Below are 15,243 nucleotides of genomic sequence, written 5' to 3'. Positions count from 1 at the left end.
TTCCTTAGAAGGCGAGACCACCCTCGCGGGCAGCCTCCGCCAGGGCTTTGATGCGCCCATGATACAGATACGAACCGCGGTCGAAGACCACCTGCGTCACACCGGCCGCAACCGCGCGCTCGGCAACCAGCTTGCCAACCGCCGTCGCCGCGTCGGAATCGGCACCGGTCTTCAGCTGCTCGCGCAGCGCCTTGTCCAGGCTCGAAGCGGCGGCAAGGGTACGCCCGGCGGCATCGTCGATGACCTGGGCATAAATATTCTTGCCTGACCGGAACACCGACAGACGCGGACGCCCGCCGCCCTTGCGGCGAAGCTGGAAGCGCAGACGCTGACGCCGACGCTCCCGCAGATCCTGCTGCGTGCTCATTACTTCTTCTTGCCTTCCTTGCGACGGATGGTCTCGGTGTCGTAGCGGACGCCCTTGCCCTTGTAGGGCTCGGGCTTGCGGAAGCTGCGGATATCCAACGCAACCTGACCAACCCGCTGCTTGTCCACGCCTTCGACCACAATAGCAGTCGGGCGCGGCGTCGAGATCTTGATGCCCGGCGGAATCGCATAGACGATGTCATGCGAGTAGCCGAGGTTCATGACCAGGTTGCTGCCCTGCACGGCGGCACGATAGCCGGTGCCGGTCACTTCCAGGGTCTTGGAGAAGCCCACGGACACGCCCTTGACCATGCTGGCCACCAGCGCGCGCGTGGTGCCCCACATCATCCGGGCCTGCGCCTGGGTGCCGACCGGACGGACCGCAACCTTGTTGTCGGTGATCTCGGTTTCGACATGCGAGGACAGCGGCAGCTTCAGCTCGCCCAACTTGCCCTTGGCCACGAACACGCCATCGACGATCGAGACCTGGACGCCCGACGGAACTTCGACGGGATATTTGCCTACACGCGACATGTATCCCTCCTCAGAACACGCGGCAGAGGACCTCGCCGCCAACATTGGCAGCGCGGGCTTCCGCATCGGACAGGACGCCACGCGGCGTCGACAGGATCGACACGCCGAGGCCGGCATAGACCCGCGGCAGTTCCTTGATCTTCGAGTAGACCCGGCGGCCCGGCTTGGACACGCGGTGGATCTCCTTGATGACCGGCTCGCCATCCAGGTATTTCAACTCGATGCGCAGCTGGGCAATGCCCTTGCGCACCTCTTCCTGGGCGTAGCCGCGGATATAGCCCTCGCGGCGCAGAGCCTCGAGAACATTCGCGCGCAGCTTGGACGCCGGCGAGACACAGGCCGCATGACGCGCGCGCTGCGCGTTGCGGATCCGGGTGAGCATATCACCCAACGGATCAGAAAGTGACATCGTTCTCTGCCCTTACCAGCTCGACTTGACCATGCCAGGAATCTGGCCACTGGAAGCCAGATCGCGCAGCGCGATACGGCAGAGTTCGAACTTCCTGTAATTGGCGCGTGAACGCCCCGTCAGCTTGCACCGCAGACGCACGCGAACGCGCGAACCATTGCGGGGAAGCTCTGCGAGTTTCAGAGTTGCCTCGAACCTGTCTTCGACCGGAAGCGTCCGATCCATGACAATGTTCTTGAGCGCAATCCGCTTAGCCTTGTCCCGGGTTGCCATGCGCTGACGCTTGGCATTCCGGTTAACGGCGGAGATCTTGGCCATGCCTTGTTCTACCCTCCGGAACCTGTCGGGCCATCCCGACGGTTTTCCAAACAACGTGTCTAATAGGTCTTCTGACCTCTGGGCGGAAGCCCCAATCGCTGCAATTACGCAGCGAAGGGCAGATCAAACGCCTTCAGAAGAGCCTTCGCTTCCGCATCCGTCTTCGCGCTGGTGACGAAGATGATGTCCATGCCACGGATATCGTCGACCTTGTCGTACTCGATTTCCGGGAACACGATCTGTTCCTTCATCCCCATGGCGAAGTTGCCATGGCCGTCGAAACCCTTGTTGCCGGGCAGGCCACGGAAATCGCGGACGCGCGGCAGCGTGATGGTCACGAGACGGTCGAGGAACTCGTACATCTGGGCGCGGCGCAGGGTGACCTTGCAGCCGATCGGCAGACCCGCACGGATTTTGAAGCCGGCGATCGCCTTCTTGGCAATCGTCTTGACCGGCTTCTGTCCGGCGATCAGCGTCAGCTCGGCAACGGCGGCGTCCAGCTTCTTCTGGTCGCCCGCGGCCTCGCCAACACCCATGTTGATGACGATCTTCTCGAGATGCGGAACCTGCATCACGTTCTTGTAGCCGAACTCTTCGCGCAGTTTGGCGCGCAGCTCGTCCTGATAACGCTTCTGCAGACGCGGCACCGAGCGGGTGGCTTGTACTTCAGACATCCGCGCCTCCTCAGCCTTCGATGACTTCGCCGGTCGCCTTGGCGACGCGGACCTTGCGGCCATCTTCCAGGACACGGAAACCGACGCGCGTCGGCTTGCCGCTCTTGGGATCGACCAGCTTCAGGTTCGACAGGTGGATCGGCATCTCCTTCTCGATGATGCCTCCCTGCTCACCCATGCGGTTCGGGCGCGTGTGGCGCTTGGCCACCGCTGCACCGCGCACCACGGCCTTGTTGTCACCGGGCAGCACCGAAAGCACCTCGCCCCGGACGCCCCTGGACGACCCGGTGGTGACGACGACCTGGTCGCCTTTCCTGATACGCGCGGCCATTACAGCACCTCCGGCGCCAGCGAGATGATCTTCATGAACTTGCGCGCACGCAGTTCACGCACAACCGGCCCAAAGATGCGGGTGCCGATCGGCTCCTGCTGCTTGTTGATCAGGACGGCCGCATTCCGGTCGAAGCGGATGGCGCTGCCATCGGGACGACGCACGGGGTACGAAGTACGCACGATCACCGCCTGGTGAACGTCGCCCTTCTTGACCTTGCCGCGCGGGATCGCTTCCTTGACGGACACGACGATCACGTCGCCGACCGAGGCAGTCTTCCGCTTGGAACCGCCCAGCACCTTGATGCACTGCACCTGACGCGCGCCCGAATTATCGGCGACGTCCAGGTTGGTCTCGGGATGGATCATAACCTATGCCCTTCTTACGCCTGCGCGCCGGACTCGACGCCGGCGGTACCCAGCTGGGCACCGTTACGGACGATCACGGTCCAGGTCTTGCGCTTGGAGATCGGCTTGCACTCTTCGATGCGCACCGTGTCACCAACCTTGCATTCGTTCTGCTCATCATGCGCCGCATATTTCTTCGAGCGGCGAATGAACTTCTTATACAGCGGATGCATGACGCGACGATCGACAAGGACGGTCACCGTCTTGTCCATCTTGTCGCTGGTCACACGTCCACTCAGGACGCGCCTCGGCATCGCCCGTCTCCCTTCAGGACTTCGCGGCCGACGCATTCGCGCCGGCTGCACTCTTCTTCAACGCCTCGGACGCAATCGTCTTCAGACGGGCGATCTCACGACGCACCGTACGAACACGTGCCTGTCCTTCATTCTGGCCGGTCGCGCGCTGGAACCGCAGGTTGAACTGCTCGCGCTTCAGGTCGATGAGAAGCGCCTCCAGTTCTTCCGCGGTCTTGGCACGCAGATCGGCCGGCTTGGTTGCCTTTGCCATATCTCACGCCTCTCCGATGCGGGTCACGAACTTGGTCTTGATCGGCAGCTTCGCAGCGCCGAGAGCCAGCGCTTCGCGCGCCAGTTCCGGCGAAACGCCTTCGATCTCGAACAGGATACGACCCGGTTTAACACGGGCCACCCAGTATTCCGGCGACCCCTTGCCGGAGCCCATACGCACTTCGGCGGGCTTTGTCGAGACCGGAAGATCGGGGAAGATCCGAATCCAGACGCGACCGGCACGCTTCATCGCACGGGTGATGGCCCGGCGGGAGGCCTCGATCTGCCGGGCGGTAACCCGCTCCGGCTCCAGGGCCTTCAGGCCGAACGCACCGAAATTCAGTGTCGTTCCGCCTTTTGCCAGCCCATGAATGCGGCCCTTGTGGGCCTTGCGGTACTTTGTCCGCTTGGGAGAAAGCATTGTTCTAAATCCTCACGCGCCGCCTGGCGCCGTTCTAGATCCTTAGGTTCCGCAGCTTAGCGCTGCGGAGCCTGCTCGGCGGCGCGCCGATCCTGCGCCAGCGGGTCCTGGGCGAGGATCTCACCCTTGAAGATCCAGACCTTCACACCACAGGTGCCATAGGTGGTCTTCGCCGTGGCCACGCCATAATCGATGTCCGCGCGCAGCGTGTGCAGCGGCACCCGGCCTTCGCGATACCACTCGACACGCGCGATCTCGGCGCCGCCCAGACGGCCACCGCAGTTGATCCGGATACCCTGCGCGCCCAGACGCATCGCCGACTGCACAGCGCGCTTCATGGCGCGACGGAAGGCCACGCGACGCTCCAGCTGCTGGGCGATGTTCTCGGCCACCAGCGTCGCGTCGATCTCGGGCTTGCGGATCTCGACGATGTTCAGCGCAACGTCGGTCTTCGCCATACGGGTCAGATCTTTGCGCAGGACGTCGATATCCTGGCCCTTCTTGCCGATCACGACGCCCGGACGGGCGGCGTAGATCGTCACGCGGGGCTTCTTCGCCGGACGCTCGATCACCACGCGGGACACGCCGGCACCCGACAGCTTGCGGCGCAGGTGCGAACGCAGCTTCAGGTCGTCATGCAGCAGGCGCGAATAGTCAGCGCCAGCATACCAGCGGCTATCCCAGGTGCGGTTGATGCCGAGCCGCAGCCCGATCGGATTGACTTTGTGTCCCATGGATCAGGCCGCCTTCTGCTCGGTTGTCTCCGCCTCGGCCGAACGCTCGGCCACGACGATCTTCAGATGGCTGAAGAACTTCTCGATGCGGGACGAACGACCACGGCCACGCGCATGAAAACGACGCATGACGATCGACTTGCCAACCTCGGCGCGCACCACCACCAGCTGGTCCACGTCCAGCTGATGGTTGTTCTCGGCGTTCGCGATCGCACTCTGCAGCGTCTTCTTGACGTCCTGCGCGATGCGCCGCTTCGAGAACGTCAGCGTCGCCACGGCCTGGGCCGCCGGCTTGTTGCGAATCAGCGCTGCGACCAGGTTCAGCTTGCGCGGGCTCACGCGGATGTTCCGCGTGACGGCCTGCGCCTCGGTTTCCGCGAGCGTGCGCGGATGCTTCGGCTTGCTCATATCAGCCCCGCTTCGCCTTCTTGTCCGACGAATGCCCCGTGAAGGTACGAGTCGGCGAGAACTCGCCGAACTTGTGCCCCACCATGTTCTCCGACACCTGAACGGGCAGGAATTTGTGCCCGTTATAGACGCCGAACGTCAGACCGACGAACTGCGGCAGGATTGTCGAGCGACGCGACCAGATCTTGATCACTTCGTTACGGCCCGACGCGCGCGACGCATCGGCTTTGTTCAGCAGATACCCGTCCACGAACGGGCCCTTCCAGACGGAACGTGCCATCTTCTTTGCCCCTTACTTACCGGTTTTCCGGCGACGGATAATCAGACTGTCCGTACGCTTGTTAACCCTGGTCTTGTAACCCTTGGTCGGCTTGCCCCACGGCGTGACCGGATGACGGCCGCCCGAGGTGCGGCCTTCGCCACCACCATGCGGATGGTCAACCGGGTTCATCACGACGCCGCGGTTATGCGGACGACGACCCAGCCAGCGGCCGCGACCGGCCTTGCCCATGTGCTGGTTCATGTTGTCCGGATTGGACACCGCGCCAACCGTCGCCATGCACTCGCCGCGCACGACGCGCAGCTCGCCCGACTGCAGCTTGATCTGCGCATAGCCGGCATCCTTGCCGACCAGCTGGCAGTATGTGCCGGCCGAACGGGCAATCTTGCCCCCGGCGCCCGGCTTCAGCTCGATATTGTGCACGATCGTGCCGACCGGAATGGCCGACAGCGGCATCGCGTTACCCGGCTTGATGTCGACGCGCGCGCCGGCCACCACCTGGTCGCCCACCTTCAGGCGCTGCGGCGCCAGGATGTAGGCCAGCTCGCCGTCCTCATACTTCACCAGTGCGATGAAGGCGGTGCGGTTCGGGTCATATTCCAGACGCTCGACCGTGCCGGCCACATCGAACTTGCGCCGCTTGAAATCGACGAAACGATAGGACTGCTTGTGGCCGCCACCGATGAAGCGCGAGGTGATGCGCCCATGGTTGTTGCGTCCGCCGGACTTGTTCTTGCCTTCGGTCAGAGCCTTTACAGGCTTACCCTTCCACAGCTCCTTACGGTCGATCAGGACCGTATTGCGCAGGCTGGGGGTGACCGGATTAAAGTGCTTCAGTGCCATGTCTTGCTACCCCGCGTCAGACCAGCTTCGCGGTCAGGTCGATGGACTGACCCTCGGCAAGCTGCACAAACGCCTTCTTCACATCGGAACGCTGGCCCGGGCGGCCCTTGAAGCGCTTCGTCTTGCCCTTCTGGACAAGCGTGTTCACGCCCAGGACCTTCACGCCGAACAGACCTTCGACCGCGACCTTGATCTCCGGCTTCGTGGCGTCGATCGCGACCTTGAAGACCACCTGGTTCTTCTCGGACAGCGCCGTCGCCTTCTCGGTGATCAGCGGCGCGCGAACGATGTCGTACATCGTCTCGCGCGACATCCGCTCCGCCTTCTTGCGGATTGCGAGCACGTTGGTCATGCCAGGCGCTCCTTCAGGCCTTCGACGCCGGCGCGGGTGATCGCGAGCACGTCGTGGTTGAGGATGTCGTAGACGTTCGCGCCGATGGTGGGCAGCACGTCGATCTTCGGCAGGTTGCGGGTGGCGCGACCGAAATTCTCCTCGACCGTCGCATCGACGATCAGGGCGGACTTCCAGCCCAGCGCCTGGACCTTCGCGGCCAGCTCGGCAGTGCGGCCCGACGACGTGGCGGCGTCCAGCACCACCAGCTTGCCTTCGGCGGCCTTCTGCGACAGCGCGGAGATCAGGCCCAGACGACGCACCTTCTTCGGCAGGTCGTAGCCATGATCGCGGACGACCGGCCCATGCACGGCACCACCGGTGCGGTACTGCGGCGCACGCAGCGAACCCTGGCGGGCGCTACCCGTGCCCTTCTGGCGGTACGGCTTCTTGGTCGTGCCGGAGACTTCGCCCATCCCCTTGACCTTGTGCGTGCCGGCGCGGCGCTTGGCCAGCTGCCAGTGCACCACACGCGCCATGATATCGGCCCGCGGCGTCACCCCGAAAATCTCGTCAGGAAGCACGGCCGTGCCGGCGCTCCCGTTGTCGAGGGTTTTGATTTCGTAATCCATTGCCCTCTATCCTCAGCCCGCAGCCTCAACCAGGGCCGCCGGATACGGCGCCTCGGCATGACGGGCTTTCTTGATCGCATCACGAACCAGCACCAGCTCGTTCTTGGCGCCGGGCACGGAGCCACGGACCAGGAGCAGGTTCTTTTCGGCATCCACCGCCGCCACCTCGAGATTGAGGGTGGTCACGCGCTCAGAGCCCAGGTGCCCGGCCATCTTCTTGTTCTTGAAGGTCTTGCCCGGATCCTGGCGGTTACCCGTCGAACCATGCGAACGATGGCTGATGGACACGCCGTGCGAAGCTTCGAGACCCGCGAAGTTCCAGCGCTTCATGGCGCCGGCGAAGCCCTTGCCCTTGCTGGTGGCCGTCACGTCGATCTTCTGACCCACCACGAAATGGGCGGCAGAGAGAGTGGCGCCTGCTTCCAGCACGGCATCTTCCGCAACGCGGAATTCGACGAGCTTCTTCTTGGGTTCGACCTTCACGCGGGCAAAATGGCCGCGGTTCGGTTTGGAGACGTTCTTCACCTTGGCGTTGCCGAGCCCGAGCTGCACGGCCGTATAGCCGTCGCGTTCCTGGGTACGGACATCCACCACCTGCACGTTGTCGATATGCAGGACGGTGACAGGCACATGGGTGCCGTCTTCCTTAAACAGCCGGGTCATGCCCAGCTTCTTTGCGATCAATCCGGTGCGCATCGTCTGGACCTTAAAGTTTAATCTCGACGTCCACGCCAGCGGCGAGGTCGAGCTTCATGAGAGCGTCCACGGTCTGCGGGGTCGGCTCGACAATGTCGAGCAGCCGGCGATGAGTCCGAATTTCGAACTGCTCGCGGCTTTTCTTGTCCACGTGGGGGGAGCGGTTCACGGTGAACCGTTCGATATGCGTCGGCAGCGGGATAGGACCCCGAACCCGCGCACCCGTACGCTTCGCCGTGTTGACGATCTCTTTGGTGCTGTTATCGAGCACCCGATGATCGTACGCCTTCAGGCGAATGCGGATGTTCTGGTTGTCCATCGTCTATTCAGTCCAACTTCAATGGTTCGGGGGAACCCGAGCCGCCAAAGGAGACCCCGGCCGGATTGCTCCGGCCGGGGTCGCCAGTTCTGGTTACTAACCCGATCAGGCCGTGATCGAGGCCACCACGCCGGCGCCGACAGTGCGGCCGCCTTCGCGGATGGCGAAACGCAGACCTTCGTCCATCGCGATCGGTGCGATCAGCTCGACATCCATCGCAACGTTATCGCCCGGCATGACCATTTCCGTGCCTTCCGGCAGGTGAACGACACCCGTCACGTCGGTGGTGCGGAAATAGAACTGCGGACGGTAGTTGGTGAAGAACGGCGTGTGACGGCCACCCTCTTCCTTCGTGAGGATGTACGCTTCGGCCTTGAACTTCGTATGCGGGGTGATCGAACCCGGCTTAGCCAGAACCTGGCCACGCTCGACGTCTTCACGCTTCGTGCCACGGACCAGCGCACCGATGTTGTCACCGGCCTCGCCGCGATCCAGCAGCTTGCGGAACATTTCGACGCCCGTCACCGTCGTCTTCTGCGTCGCACGCAGACCGACGATTTCGATTTCGTCACCGACGTTCACGACGCCACGCTCGACACGGCCGGTCACCACGGTGCCGCGGCCCGAGATCGAGAACACGTCTTCGATCGGCATCAGGAACGGACGGTCGACCGGACGCTCCGGCTGCGGGATGTACGCGTCAACGGCGTCCATCAGGTCGCGCACCCGGTTCTCGCCGACTTCCGGATCGCCATCTTCCAGCGTCACCAGGGCCGAGCCCTTGATGATGGGGATATCGTCGCCCGGGAACTGGTAAGCGGACAGAAGCTCGCGCACTTCCATCTCGACCAGTTCCAGCAGTTCCGGATCGTCGACCTGGTCAACCTTGTTCAGGAACACGACCAGCGCCGGAACGCCGACCTGACGCGCCAGCAGGATGTGCTCGCGGGTCTGCGGCATCGGGCCGTCGGCAGCCGAAACCACCAGGATGGCGCCGTCCATCTGCGCCGCACCCGTGATCATGTTCTTCACGTAGTCGGCGTGGCCGGGGCAGTCGACGTGCGCGTAGTGACGCGCGGCGGTCTCGTACTCGACGTGGGCGGTCGAGATCGTGATGCCACGAGCGCGCTCTTCCGGCGCCGCGTCAATCTGATCGTACGCCTTGAAGGTGGCGCCACCGGTCTTCGCCAGCGTCTTGGTGATCGCGGCGGTCAGCGACGTCTTGCCGTGATCGACGTGACCGATCGTGCCGATATTGCAGTGCGGCTTCGTCCGCTCGAATTTAGCCTTTGCCATCGTCTATCTCCGTTACCTCGGCCTTCAGGCCGGGAGTCGGGTTGAAATGTTCCTAACCGGAAGCGTGCCGGTCTTTAGACCGGACAAACGCCCCTTACCAGCGATAATGACTGAACGCCTTGTTGGCCTCGGCCATGCGATGCGTGTCTTCACGCTTCTTCACGGCGGACCCGCGATTGTTGACCGCGTCCAGAAGCTCGTTGGACAGGCGTTCCTGCATGGTGTTCTCGCCGCGCTTGCGCGAGGCGTCGATCAGCCAGCGGATCGCCAGCGCCTGACGACGCTCCGTGCGCACTTCGACGGGCACCTGGTAGGTGGCACCACCGACGCGACGCGAACGGACCTCGACGGCCGACTTCACGTTGTCCAGCGCGCTGTGGAACATCACAACCGGATCGGCTGCTGCACCACCACGGCGACGCAACACCTCGAGCGCACCATAGACGATGCCTTCGGCGGTGGATTTCTTGCCGTCATACATGAGCGCATTCATGAAGCGCGTGATGACGACATCACCAAATTTCGGATCGGGAAGAATCTCGCGCTTCACGGCGCGATGACGGCGACTCATGCCTGGTTATTCCTTTTACTTCGGACGCTTCGCGCCATAGAGCGAGCGACGCTGACGACGCTTGGCGATACCCTGGGTATCCAGAACGCCACGCAGGATGTGGTAACGAACGCCCGGAAGATCCTTGACGCGGCCACCACGGATCAGGACCACACTGTGCTCCTGCAGGTTGTGGCCTTCACCGGGGATGTAGCTGACGACCTCATAGCCGTTCGTCAGACGCACCTTCGCAACCTTACGCAGAGCCGAGTTCGGCTTCTTCGGTGTGGTTGTGTAGACGCGGGTGCAGACACCGCGCTTCTGCGGGCAACCCTGCAGAGCAGGCACCTTATTGCGCTTGGCTGCGGGCTCGCGGCCTTTGGCGATCAGCTGGTTGATGGTCGGCATACGCCTTTCCCGATCCTTACAAATTTCGGCCGGCCAACCGCGTCTTAGATTGCCGACTGTCGTTCACAACAAAATCCCACCGAATGAGGATCATTCGCCTGGGCATCATATTTACATCCGGCCTTGGCGGCCCTTTCGGACCACGGCACCGCATGCCTGCATGCTGCATTCGACGGCCAACGACGTCATACGAGACGGGGCTAGCCGAGGGCGCGGAACCTACGAAGCCCCTGCCCTTGAGTCAAGTGTTACCTCGGGATTCGCGGCCGATTCCCGCCGAATTATCTCAGCGGGCAGGCGATGGCGGGCATGCAGTCACGGCAGGCCCGCCGTCGCGCGATCGTCACGCATCCCGACCGTGCCAATCATCCGATTCGGCACGATCCGGTCGGCCATCAGATACAGGACCTCGGCCCCATAGGAAAGGGGCCGGGTGTTGCCACCCGGCCCCTTCCACAACCCGCCCCGTCACAAGGGGCGGCGAACACAGCCGAGACGGGCTCAGCCGGCCTTGGTGACCACGGGACGGCCCTGCGCCAGGCGCTGGCGGTCCTGCCCTGCTGCGATCGCCCGCAGCTTGTTCATCACGCTGCCCGTGCCCGCCGGGATCAGACGCCCGACAATCACGTTTTCCTTCAGGCCGTTCAGCGTGTCGCGCTTGCCGGCCGTGGCAGCCTCGGTCAGGACACGAGTCGTCTCCTGGAACGACGCCGCCGAGATGAAGGACTGGGTCTGCAGCGAGGCCTTGGTGATGCCCTGGAGCACAGGCATGGCCGCGGCCGGGCGCTCGCCCATGTTCAGGCGCTTCGTGTTCTCGGTCTCGTACTCGATCCGGTCCACCGTCTCGCCGACCAGGTAGGTCGTGTCGCCAGGCTCGAGGATCTCGACCTTCTGCAGCATCTGGCGAACGATCACCTCGATGTGCTTGTCGTTGATCTTCACGCCCTGGAGTCGATAGACGTCCTGGATTTCGTTCACCAGGTAGTCCGACAGCGCCTCGACACCCAGAACCTTCAGGATGTCATGCGGCACGCGCGGACCGTCGACCAGCGGATCGCCCACGCGGACGAAATCGCCTTCCTGGACCGAGACGTGCTTGCCCTTCGGGATCAGGTAGTCGGTCTCTTCGCCCGTCTCGTCGTTCTTCACGATGACCCGGCGCTTGGCCTTGTAATCCTTGCCGAACTCGACGCGACCGTCGGTCTCGGAAATGATCGCATGGTCCTTCGGGCGCCTTGCCTCGAACAGTTCGGCGACGCGCGGCAGACCACCGGTGATGTCACGGGTCTTCGAACCTTCGCGCGGGATACGGGCCAGCACGTCACCGGCGCTGACCTGCGCCCCGTTCTCGACCGACAGCAGCGAATCGGGCGAGAGGAAGTAGCGGGCGTCGTTGCCGTTGGACAGCTTGATGACGTTGCCGTTCGCGTCCTTGAGCTGCAGGCGCGGACGCAGGTCCACACCCTTGGCCGCCTGCTTGTAATCGACGACCACCTTCGAGGTCAGGCCCGTCACTTCGTCCATTCGCTCGACGAGCGTGATGGAGTCGATCAGGTCCAGATACTCGACCGTTCCCGACTGCTCGGTGATGATCGGCAGGGTGTACGGATCCCACTCGGCAAGCTTCTGGGCGCGTGTGACCGTGGCCCCTTCTTCCACCAGCAGGCGCGCGCCGTAAGGCACACGGAAGCGGGCACGCTCGACCCCCTTCTCGTCCGTCAGCACGATCTCGCAGTTACGCGACATCACGATCGGCACGTTCTGGCTGTTATGGACGACGTTGCGGTTGTTGATCGTCACCTGTCCGTCACGCGACGCCTCGACCATCGACTGCTCGGCGCCACGTTGCGCCGCACCGCCGATATGGAAGGTACGCATGGTCAGCTGGGTGCCCGGCTCGCCGATCGACTGCGCCGCGATCACGCCGACCGCCTCGCCGATATTGACCGGGGTGCCGCGCGCCAGATCGCGCCCGTAGCACAGGCCGCAGACGCCGACCCGGCTCTCGCAGGTCAGGACCGAACGGATCAGCATGCTTTCCACGCCGGCCTTCTCGATCTTCTCGGCCAGAGCCTCGTCGATCAACAGGTCGCGCTTCACCAGCACTTCGCCCGTCGCCGGGTCCAGCACATCGGCCGCGACCGTGCGGCCCAGGATCCGCTCGGACAGCGAGGAGACGACTTCGCCGCCATCCATCACGGCACGAACCGTCAGGCCGCGCTCGGAACCGCAATCTTCCTCGACGATGATGCAGTCCTGCGCCACGTCGACTAGACGACGGGTCAAGTAACCCGAGTTCGCGGTCTTCAGCGCGGTGTCCGCCAGGCCCTTACGGGCGCCGTGGGTCGAGGTGAAGTAATCGAGAACCGACAGGCCTTCCTTGAAGTTGGCGATGATCGGCTGCTCGATGATCTCGCCCGATGGCTTGGCCATCAGGCCGCGCATGCCGGCCAGCTGCTTCATCTGTGCCGGCGACCCACGGGCACCGGAGTGGCTCATCATCCACACCGAGTTCGTGACCTTGCCGACCTCCTGGCGCGAGATCTCCTTCATCATCGCGGCCTGCACCTCGTCGGTGCAGCGCGACCAGGCATCGACCACCTTGTTGTAGCGCTCGCCAGCGGTGATCAGACCGTCCTGATACTGCTGCTCGAACTCCTTCACCTCGGTGGCGGTGCGATCGACCAGGCCCTTCTTCTCGGTCGGGATGATCATGTCATCCTTGCCGAACGAGATGCCGGCCTTGGCCGCGTGACGGAAGCCCAGCCCCATCATGCGGTCGCAGAAGATCACCGCTTCCTTCTGGCCGCAGTGACGATAGACCGCGTCGATCACGTCCGACACGTTCTTCTTCGTCAGCTGCTTGTTGATGAGCGCGAAGGGAATCGCCGCATGACGCGGCAGGATCTGCGCGATCAGCATACGGCCCGGCGTGGTGATGACCGTCTGGCGCACGGGCTTGCCATCGGCATCGACTGTCTCGTACCGCGCGACGATCTTGTCATGCAGCTTGATGGCGCCGGCCGACAGGGCGTACTCGACCTCGCCGACCGTGGCGAAGGACGACGCGCCCTGCACCGTGATCCGGCCCTCGGCGTCGTACTCGTTACGGTCGGGCGTGACGCGGAACTCGGGCGTCTCGAGGCTGAGATAATACAGCCCCAGCACGATGTCCTGCGACGGCACGATGATCGGCTTGCCGTTGGCGGGGCTGAGGATGTTGTTGGTCGACATCATCAGCACGCGCGCTTCCAACTGGGCCTCGAGGCTCAGCGGGACGTGCACGGCCATCTGGTCGCCGTCGAAATCCGCGTTGAAGGCGGTGCAGACCAGCGGGTGAAGCTGGATCGCCTTGCCTTCGATCAGCACCGGCTCGAACGCCTGGATGCTCAGGCGATGCAGCGTCGGCGCGCGGTTCAGCATCACCGGATGCTCGCGGATCACCTCTTCGAGGATGTCCCATACCTCGGGACGCTCCTTCTCCACCATCCGCTTCGCGGCCTTGATGGTGGTGGCGTGACCGTATTTCTCGAGCTTCGAGTAGATGAACGGCTTGAACAGCTCCAGCGCCATCTTCTTGGGCAGGCCGCACTGATGCAGCTTCAGCTCCGGCCCGACCACGATCACCGAACGGCCCGAGTAATCGACGCGCTTGCCCAGCAGGTTCTGACGGAAGCGACCCTGCTTGCCCTTGAGCATGTCGGACAGCGACTTCAGCGGCCGCTTGTTGGCGCCCGTGATCGCGCGGCCACGACGGCCGTTATCGAACAGCGCATCGACCGATTCCTGCAGCATGCGCTTTTCGTTGCGGACGATGATGTCCGGCGCGCGCAGCTCGATCAGCCGCTTCAGGCGGTTGTTACGGTTGATGACGCGGCGATACAGGTCGTTCAGGTCGGAGGTCGCGAAACGGCCGCCATCGAGCGGGACCAGCGGACGCAGCTCCGGCGGAATCACCGGGATGAGGTCCATGATCATCCACTCGGGGCGCGATTCGCTCTCAGCGAACGCCTCGATCAGCTTCAGGCGCTTGACCAGCTTCTTGCGCTTGGCCTCGGACGTCGTGTCCTTCAGCTCCTGGCGCAGGCGCTCCTTGTCGGCCTTGCAGTCGATCCGCTCCAGGACCTTCTTGATGGCCTCGGCGCCGATTCCGACCTCGATCCCTTCCTCGCCATGCTCGTCCATGACGTCGAGATACTGGTCTTCGTTCAGCAGGCTGTACTGCTTGAGCGGCGAGGTGCCGGGCTCCAGCACCACGTAGCTTTCGAAATACAGGATCTTTTCCAGATCCTTCAGCGTCATGTCGACCATCAGGCCGATACGGCTGGGCAGCGACTTCAGGAACCAGATATGCGCGACCGGACTGGCCAGTTCGATATGGCCCATCCGCTCGCGGCGGACCTTGGCCAGCGTGACCTCAACGCCGCACTTCTCGCAGATGATGCCGCGGAACTTCATGCGCTTGTACTTGCCGCACAGGCACTCGTAGTCCTTGATCGGCCCGAAGATCCGCGCGCAGAACAGGCCGTCGCGCTCGGGCTTGAAGGTCCGGTAATTGATGGTCTCGGGCTTCTTGATCTCGCCGTACGACCAGGACCGGATCTGCTCGGACGAAGCGAGCTGGATCTTGATCTGATCGAAGACCGTGGTCTGGCCAGTCTGGCCCAGGATCTTCATGAGTTCGTTCATGCGCCGCAAACCCCCTGGGGGAAATGAATGGCTGCGACCCACCGGGTTGCAACCATCCATGAAAAAAGAACAGATAGAGACGAAGTGGTGT

The 15,243-nt window shown here is 63.3% G+C and carries 22 protein-coding genes; all 22 read right to left on the bottom strand.

Annotated elements, in window-relative coordinates; translation table 11 throughout:
- Positions 1-4: 4 nt before the first annotated feature.
- Positions 5-367, bottom strand: coding sequence for a 50S ribosomal protein L18 (gene rplR / locus C7453_RS10535; RefSeq protein WP_114727503.1), 363 nt, complete (start codon positions 365-367; stop codon positions 5-7).
- Positions 367-900 (bottom strand): 50S ribosomal protein L6, encoded by a 534-nt coding sequence (gene rplF / locus C7453_RS10530; RefSeq protein WP_114727502.1) that lies wholly within the window; start codon positions 898-900, stop codon positions 367-369. The genes rplR and rplF overlap by 1 nt, the downstream gene beginning before the upstream one ends.
- 10 nt (positions 901-910) lie before the next feature.
- Positions 911-1,309 carry a 30S ribosomal protein S8 gene (gene rpsH / locus C7453_RS10525; RefSeq protein ID WP_114727501.1) on the bottom strand — a complete coding sequence of 133 codons (399 nt, stop codon included), beginning with the start codon at positions 1,307-1,309 and terminating at the stop codon, positions 911-913.
- A 12-nt stretch (positions 1,310-1,321) separates the two neighbouring features.
- On the bottom strand, positions 1,322-1,627 hold the full coding sequence (gene rpsN / locus C7453_RS10520) for a 30S ribosomal protein S14 (protein ID WP_114727500.1): 306 nt from the start codon (positions 1,625-1,627) through the stop codon (positions 1,322-1,324).
- Between the two features lie 104 nt (positions 1,628-1,731).
- On the bottom strand, positions 1,732-2,301 hold the full coding sequence (gene rplE, locus C7453_RS10515; RefSeq protein ID WP_114727499.1) for a 50S ribosomal protein L5: 570 nt from the start codon (positions 2,299-2,301) through the stop codon (positions 1,732-1,734).
- 10 nt (positions 2,302-2,311) lie between these two features.
- Entirely contained in the window at positions 2,312-2,632 is a 321-nt protein-coding gene (rplX, locus tag C7453_RS10510; protein ID WP_114727498.1) for a 50S ribosomal protein L24, read from the bottom strand.
- Positions 2,632-3,000, bottom strand: coding sequence for a 50S ribosomal protein L14 (gene rplN, locus C7453_RS10505; protein WP_042059420.1), 369 nt, complete (start codon positions 2,998-3,000; stop codon positions 2,632-2,634). The genes rplX and rplN overlap by 1 nt, the downstream gene beginning before the upstream one ends.
- Positions 3,001-3,014: 14 nt before the next feature.
- Positions 3,015-3,293 (bottom strand): 30S ribosomal protein S17, encoded by a 279-nt coding sequence (rpsQ, locus tag C7453_RS10500; protein WP_114727497.1) that lies wholly within the window; start codon positions 3,291-3,293, stop codon positions 3,015-3,017.
- Positions 3,294-3,306: 13 nt separating this feature from the next.
- Entirely contained in the window at positions 3,307-3,546 is a 240-nt protein-coding gene (rpmC, locus tag C7453_RS10495; protein ID WP_114727496.1) for a 50S ribosomal protein L29, read from the bottom strand.
- 3 nt (positions 3,547-3,549) lie between these two features.
- Positions 3,550-3,966 carry a 50S ribosomal protein L16 gene (gene rplP / locus C7453_RS10490; RefSeq protein ID WP_114727495.1) on the bottom strand — a complete coding sequence of 139 codons (417 nt, stop codon included), beginning with the start codon at positions 3,964-3,966 and terminating at the stop codon, positions 3,550-3,552.
- A gap of 56 nt (positions 3,967-4,022) precedes the next feature.
- Entirely contained in the window at positions 4,023-4,700 is a 678-nt protein-coding gene (gene rpsC / locus C7453_RS10485) for a 30S ribosomal protein S3 (protein ID WP_114727494.1), read from the bottom strand.
- A gap of 3 nt (positions 4,701-4,703) precedes the next feature.
- Positions 4,704-5,108 (bottom strand): 50S ribosomal protein L22, encoded by a 405-nt coding sequence (rplV, locus tag C7453_RS10480; protein ID WP_114727493.1) that lies wholly within the window; start codon positions 5,106-5,108, stop codon positions 4,704-4,706.
- 1 nt (position 5,109) lies between these two features.
- Positions 5,110-5,388, bottom strand: coding sequence for a 30S ribosomal protein S19 (gene rpsS / locus C7453_RS10475; protein ID WP_007399623.1), 279 nt, complete (start codon positions 5,386-5,388; stop codon positions 5,110-5,112).
- A gap of 12 nt (positions 5,389-5,400) precedes the next feature.
- Positions 5,401-6,231 (bottom strand): 50S ribosomal protein L2, encoded by an 831-nt coding sequence (gene rplB / locus C7453_RS10470; RefSeq protein WP_114727492.1) that lies wholly within the window; start codon positions 6,229-6,231, stop codon positions 5,401-5,403.
- A gap of 16 nt (positions 6,232-6,247) precedes the next feature.
- Positions 6,248-6,544, bottom strand: coding sequence for a 50S ribosomal protein L23 (locus C7453_RS10465; protein ID WP_174787951.1), 297 nt, complete (start codon positions 6,542-6,544; stop codon positions 6,248-6,250).
- A 35-nt stretch (positions 6,545-6,579) separates the two neighbouring features.
- Positions 6,580-7,194 carry a 50S ribosomal protein L4 gene (gene rplD, locus C7453_RS10460; RefSeq protein WP_114727490.1) on the bottom strand — a complete coding sequence of 205 codons (615 nt, stop codon included), beginning with the start codon at positions 7,192-7,194 and terminating at the stop codon, positions 6,580-6,582.
- Between the two features lie 12 nt (positions 7,195-7,206).
- Positions 7,207-7,890, bottom strand: coding sequence for a 50S ribosomal protein L3 (rplC, locus tag C7453_RS10455; RefSeq protein WP_114727489.1), 684 nt, complete (start codon positions 7,888-7,890; stop codon positions 7,207-7,209).
- Between the two features lie 10 nt (positions 7,891-7,900).
- Positions 7,901-8,209 carry a 30S ribosomal protein S10 gene (gene rpsJ / locus C7453_RS10450; protein WP_007282720.1) on the bottom strand — a complete coding sequence of 103 codons (309 nt, stop codon included), beginning with the start codon at positions 8,207-8,209 and terminating at the stop codon, positions 7,901-7,903.
- Positions 8,210-8,314: 105 nt separating this feature from the next.
- The gene (tuf, locus tag C7453_RS10445) at positions 8,315-9,505 is read right to left on the bottom strand and encodes an elongation factor Tu (protein WP_114727488.1); all 1,191 of its coding nucleotides are present in this window, start codon (positions 9,503-9,505) and stop codon (positions 8,315-8,317) included.
- 94 nt (positions 9,506-9,599) lie between these two features.
- Positions 9,600-10,076, bottom strand: coding sequence for a 30S ribosomal protein S7 (rpsG, locus tag C7453_RS10440; RefSeq protein ID WP_114727487.1), 477 nt, complete (start codon positions 10,074-10,076; stop codon positions 9,600-9,602).
- Between the two features lie 15 nt (positions 10,077-10,091).
- Positions 10,092-10,463 (bottom strand): 30S ribosomal protein S12, encoded by a 372-nt coding sequence (gene rpsL / locus C7453_RS10435; protein WP_003621118.1) that lies wholly within the window; start codon positions 10,461-10,463, stop codon positions 10,092-10,094.
- A gap of 501 nt (positions 10,464-10,964) precedes the next feature.
- Entirely contained in the window at positions 10,965-15,152 is a 4,188-nt protein-coding gene (rpoC, locus tag C7453_RS10430; protein ID WP_114727486.1) for a DNA-directed RNA polymerase subunit beta', read from the bottom strand.
- Positions 15,153-15,243: the final 91 nt, after the last annotated feature.

Origin of the sequence: Gluconacetobacter liquefaciens, assembly GCF_003350405.1 — a bacterium.
Lineage (GTDB): Bacteria > Pseudomonadota > Alphaproteobacteria > Acetobacterales > Acetobacteraceae > Gluconacetobacter > Gluconacetobacter liquefaciens.
The sequence above is the reverse complement of the archived record's forward strand: the minus strand, read 5'-3'. Positions and strand labels throughout refer to the sequence as shown.

Excerpts from the sequence above, each read along its gene's own strand:
- rplR (WP_114727503.1), bottom strand. The coding sequence starts at position 367 with ATGAGCACGCAGCAGGATCTGCGGGAGCGTCGGCGTCAGCGTCTGCGC.
- rplF (WP_114727502.1), bottom strand. The coding sequence starts at position 900 with ATGTCGCGTGTAGGCAAATATCCCGTCGAAGTTCCGTCGGGCGTCCAG.
- rpsH (WP_114727501.1), bottom strand. The coding sequence starts at position 1,309 with ATGTCACTTTCTGATCCGTTGGGTGATATGCTCACCCGGATCCGCAAC.
- rpsN (WP_114727500.1), bottom strand. The coding sequence starts at position 1,627 with ATGGCCAAGATCTCCGCCGTTAACCGGAATGCCAAGCGTCAGCGCATG.
- rplE (WP_114727499.1), bottom strand. The coding sequence starts at position 2,301 with ATGTCTGAAGTACAAGCCACCCGCTCGGTGCCGCGTCTGCAGAAGCGT.
- rplX (WP_114727498.1), bottom strand. The coding sequence starts at position 2,632 with ATGGCCGCGCGTATCAGGAAAGGCGACCAGGTCGTCGTCACCACCGGG.
- rplN (WP_042059420.1), bottom strand. The coding sequence starts at position 3,000 with ATGATCCATCCCGAGACCAACCTGGACGTCGCCGATAATTCGGGCGCG.
- rpsQ (WP_114727497.1), bottom strand. The coding sequence starts at position 3,293 with ATGCCGAGGCGCGTCCTGAGTGGACGTGTGACCAGCGACAAGATGGAC.
- rpmC (WP_114727496.1), bottom strand. The coding sequence starts at position 3,546 with ATGGCAAAGGCAACCAAGCCGGCCGATCTGCGTGCCAAGACCGCGGAA.
- rplP (WP_114727495.1), bottom strand. The coding sequence starts at position 3,966 with ATGCTTTCTCCCAAGCGGACAAAGTACCGCAAGGCCCACAAGGGCCGC.
- rpsC (WP_114727494.1), bottom strand. The coding sequence starts at position 4,700 with ATGGGACACAAAGTCAATCCGATCGGGCTGCGGCTCGGCATCAACCGC.
- rplV (WP_114727493.1), bottom strand. The coding sequence starts at position 5,108 with ATGAGCAAGCCGAAGCATCCGCGCACGCTCGCGGAAACCGAGGCGCAG.
- rpsS (WP_007399623.1), bottom strand. The coding sequence starts at position 5,388 with ATGGCACGTTCCGTCTGGAAGGGCCCGTTCGTGGACGGGTATCTGCTG.
- rplB (WP_114727492.1), bottom strand. The coding sequence starts at position 6,231 with ATGGCACTGAAGCACTTTAATCCGGTCACCCCCAGCCTGCGCAATACG.
- C7453_RS10465 (WP_174787951.1), bottom strand. The coding sequence starts at position 6,544 with ATGTCGCGCGAGACGATGTACGACATCGTTCGCGCGCCGCTGATCACC.
- rplD (WP_114727490.1), bottom strand. The coding sequence starts at position 7,194 with ATGGATTACGAAATCAAAACCCTCGACAACGGGAGCGCCGGCACGGCC.
- rplC (WP_114727489.1), bottom strand. The coding sequence starts at position 7,890 with ATGCGCACCGGATTGATCGCAAAGAAGCTGGGCATGACCCGGCTGTTT.
- rpsJ (WP_007282720.1), bottom strand. The coding sequence starts at position 8,209 with ATGGACAACCAGAACATCCGCATTCGCCTGAAGGCGTACGATCATCGG.
- tuf (WP_114727488.1), bottom strand. The coding sequence starts at position 9,505 with ATGGCAAAGGCTAAATTCGAGCGGACGAAGCCGCACTGCAATATCGGC.
- rpsG (WP_114727487.1), bottom strand. The coding sequence starts at position 10,076 with ATGAGTCGCCGTCATCGCGCCGTGAAGCGCGAGATTCTTCCCGATCCG.
- rpsL (WP_003621118.1), bottom strand. The coding sequence starts at position 10,463 with ATGCCGACCATCAACCAGCTGATCGCCAAAGGCCGCGAGCCCGCAGCC.
- rpoC (WP_114727486.1), bottom strand. The coding sequence starts at position 15,152 with ATGAACGAACTCATGAAGATCCTGGGCCAGACTGGCCAGACCACGGTC.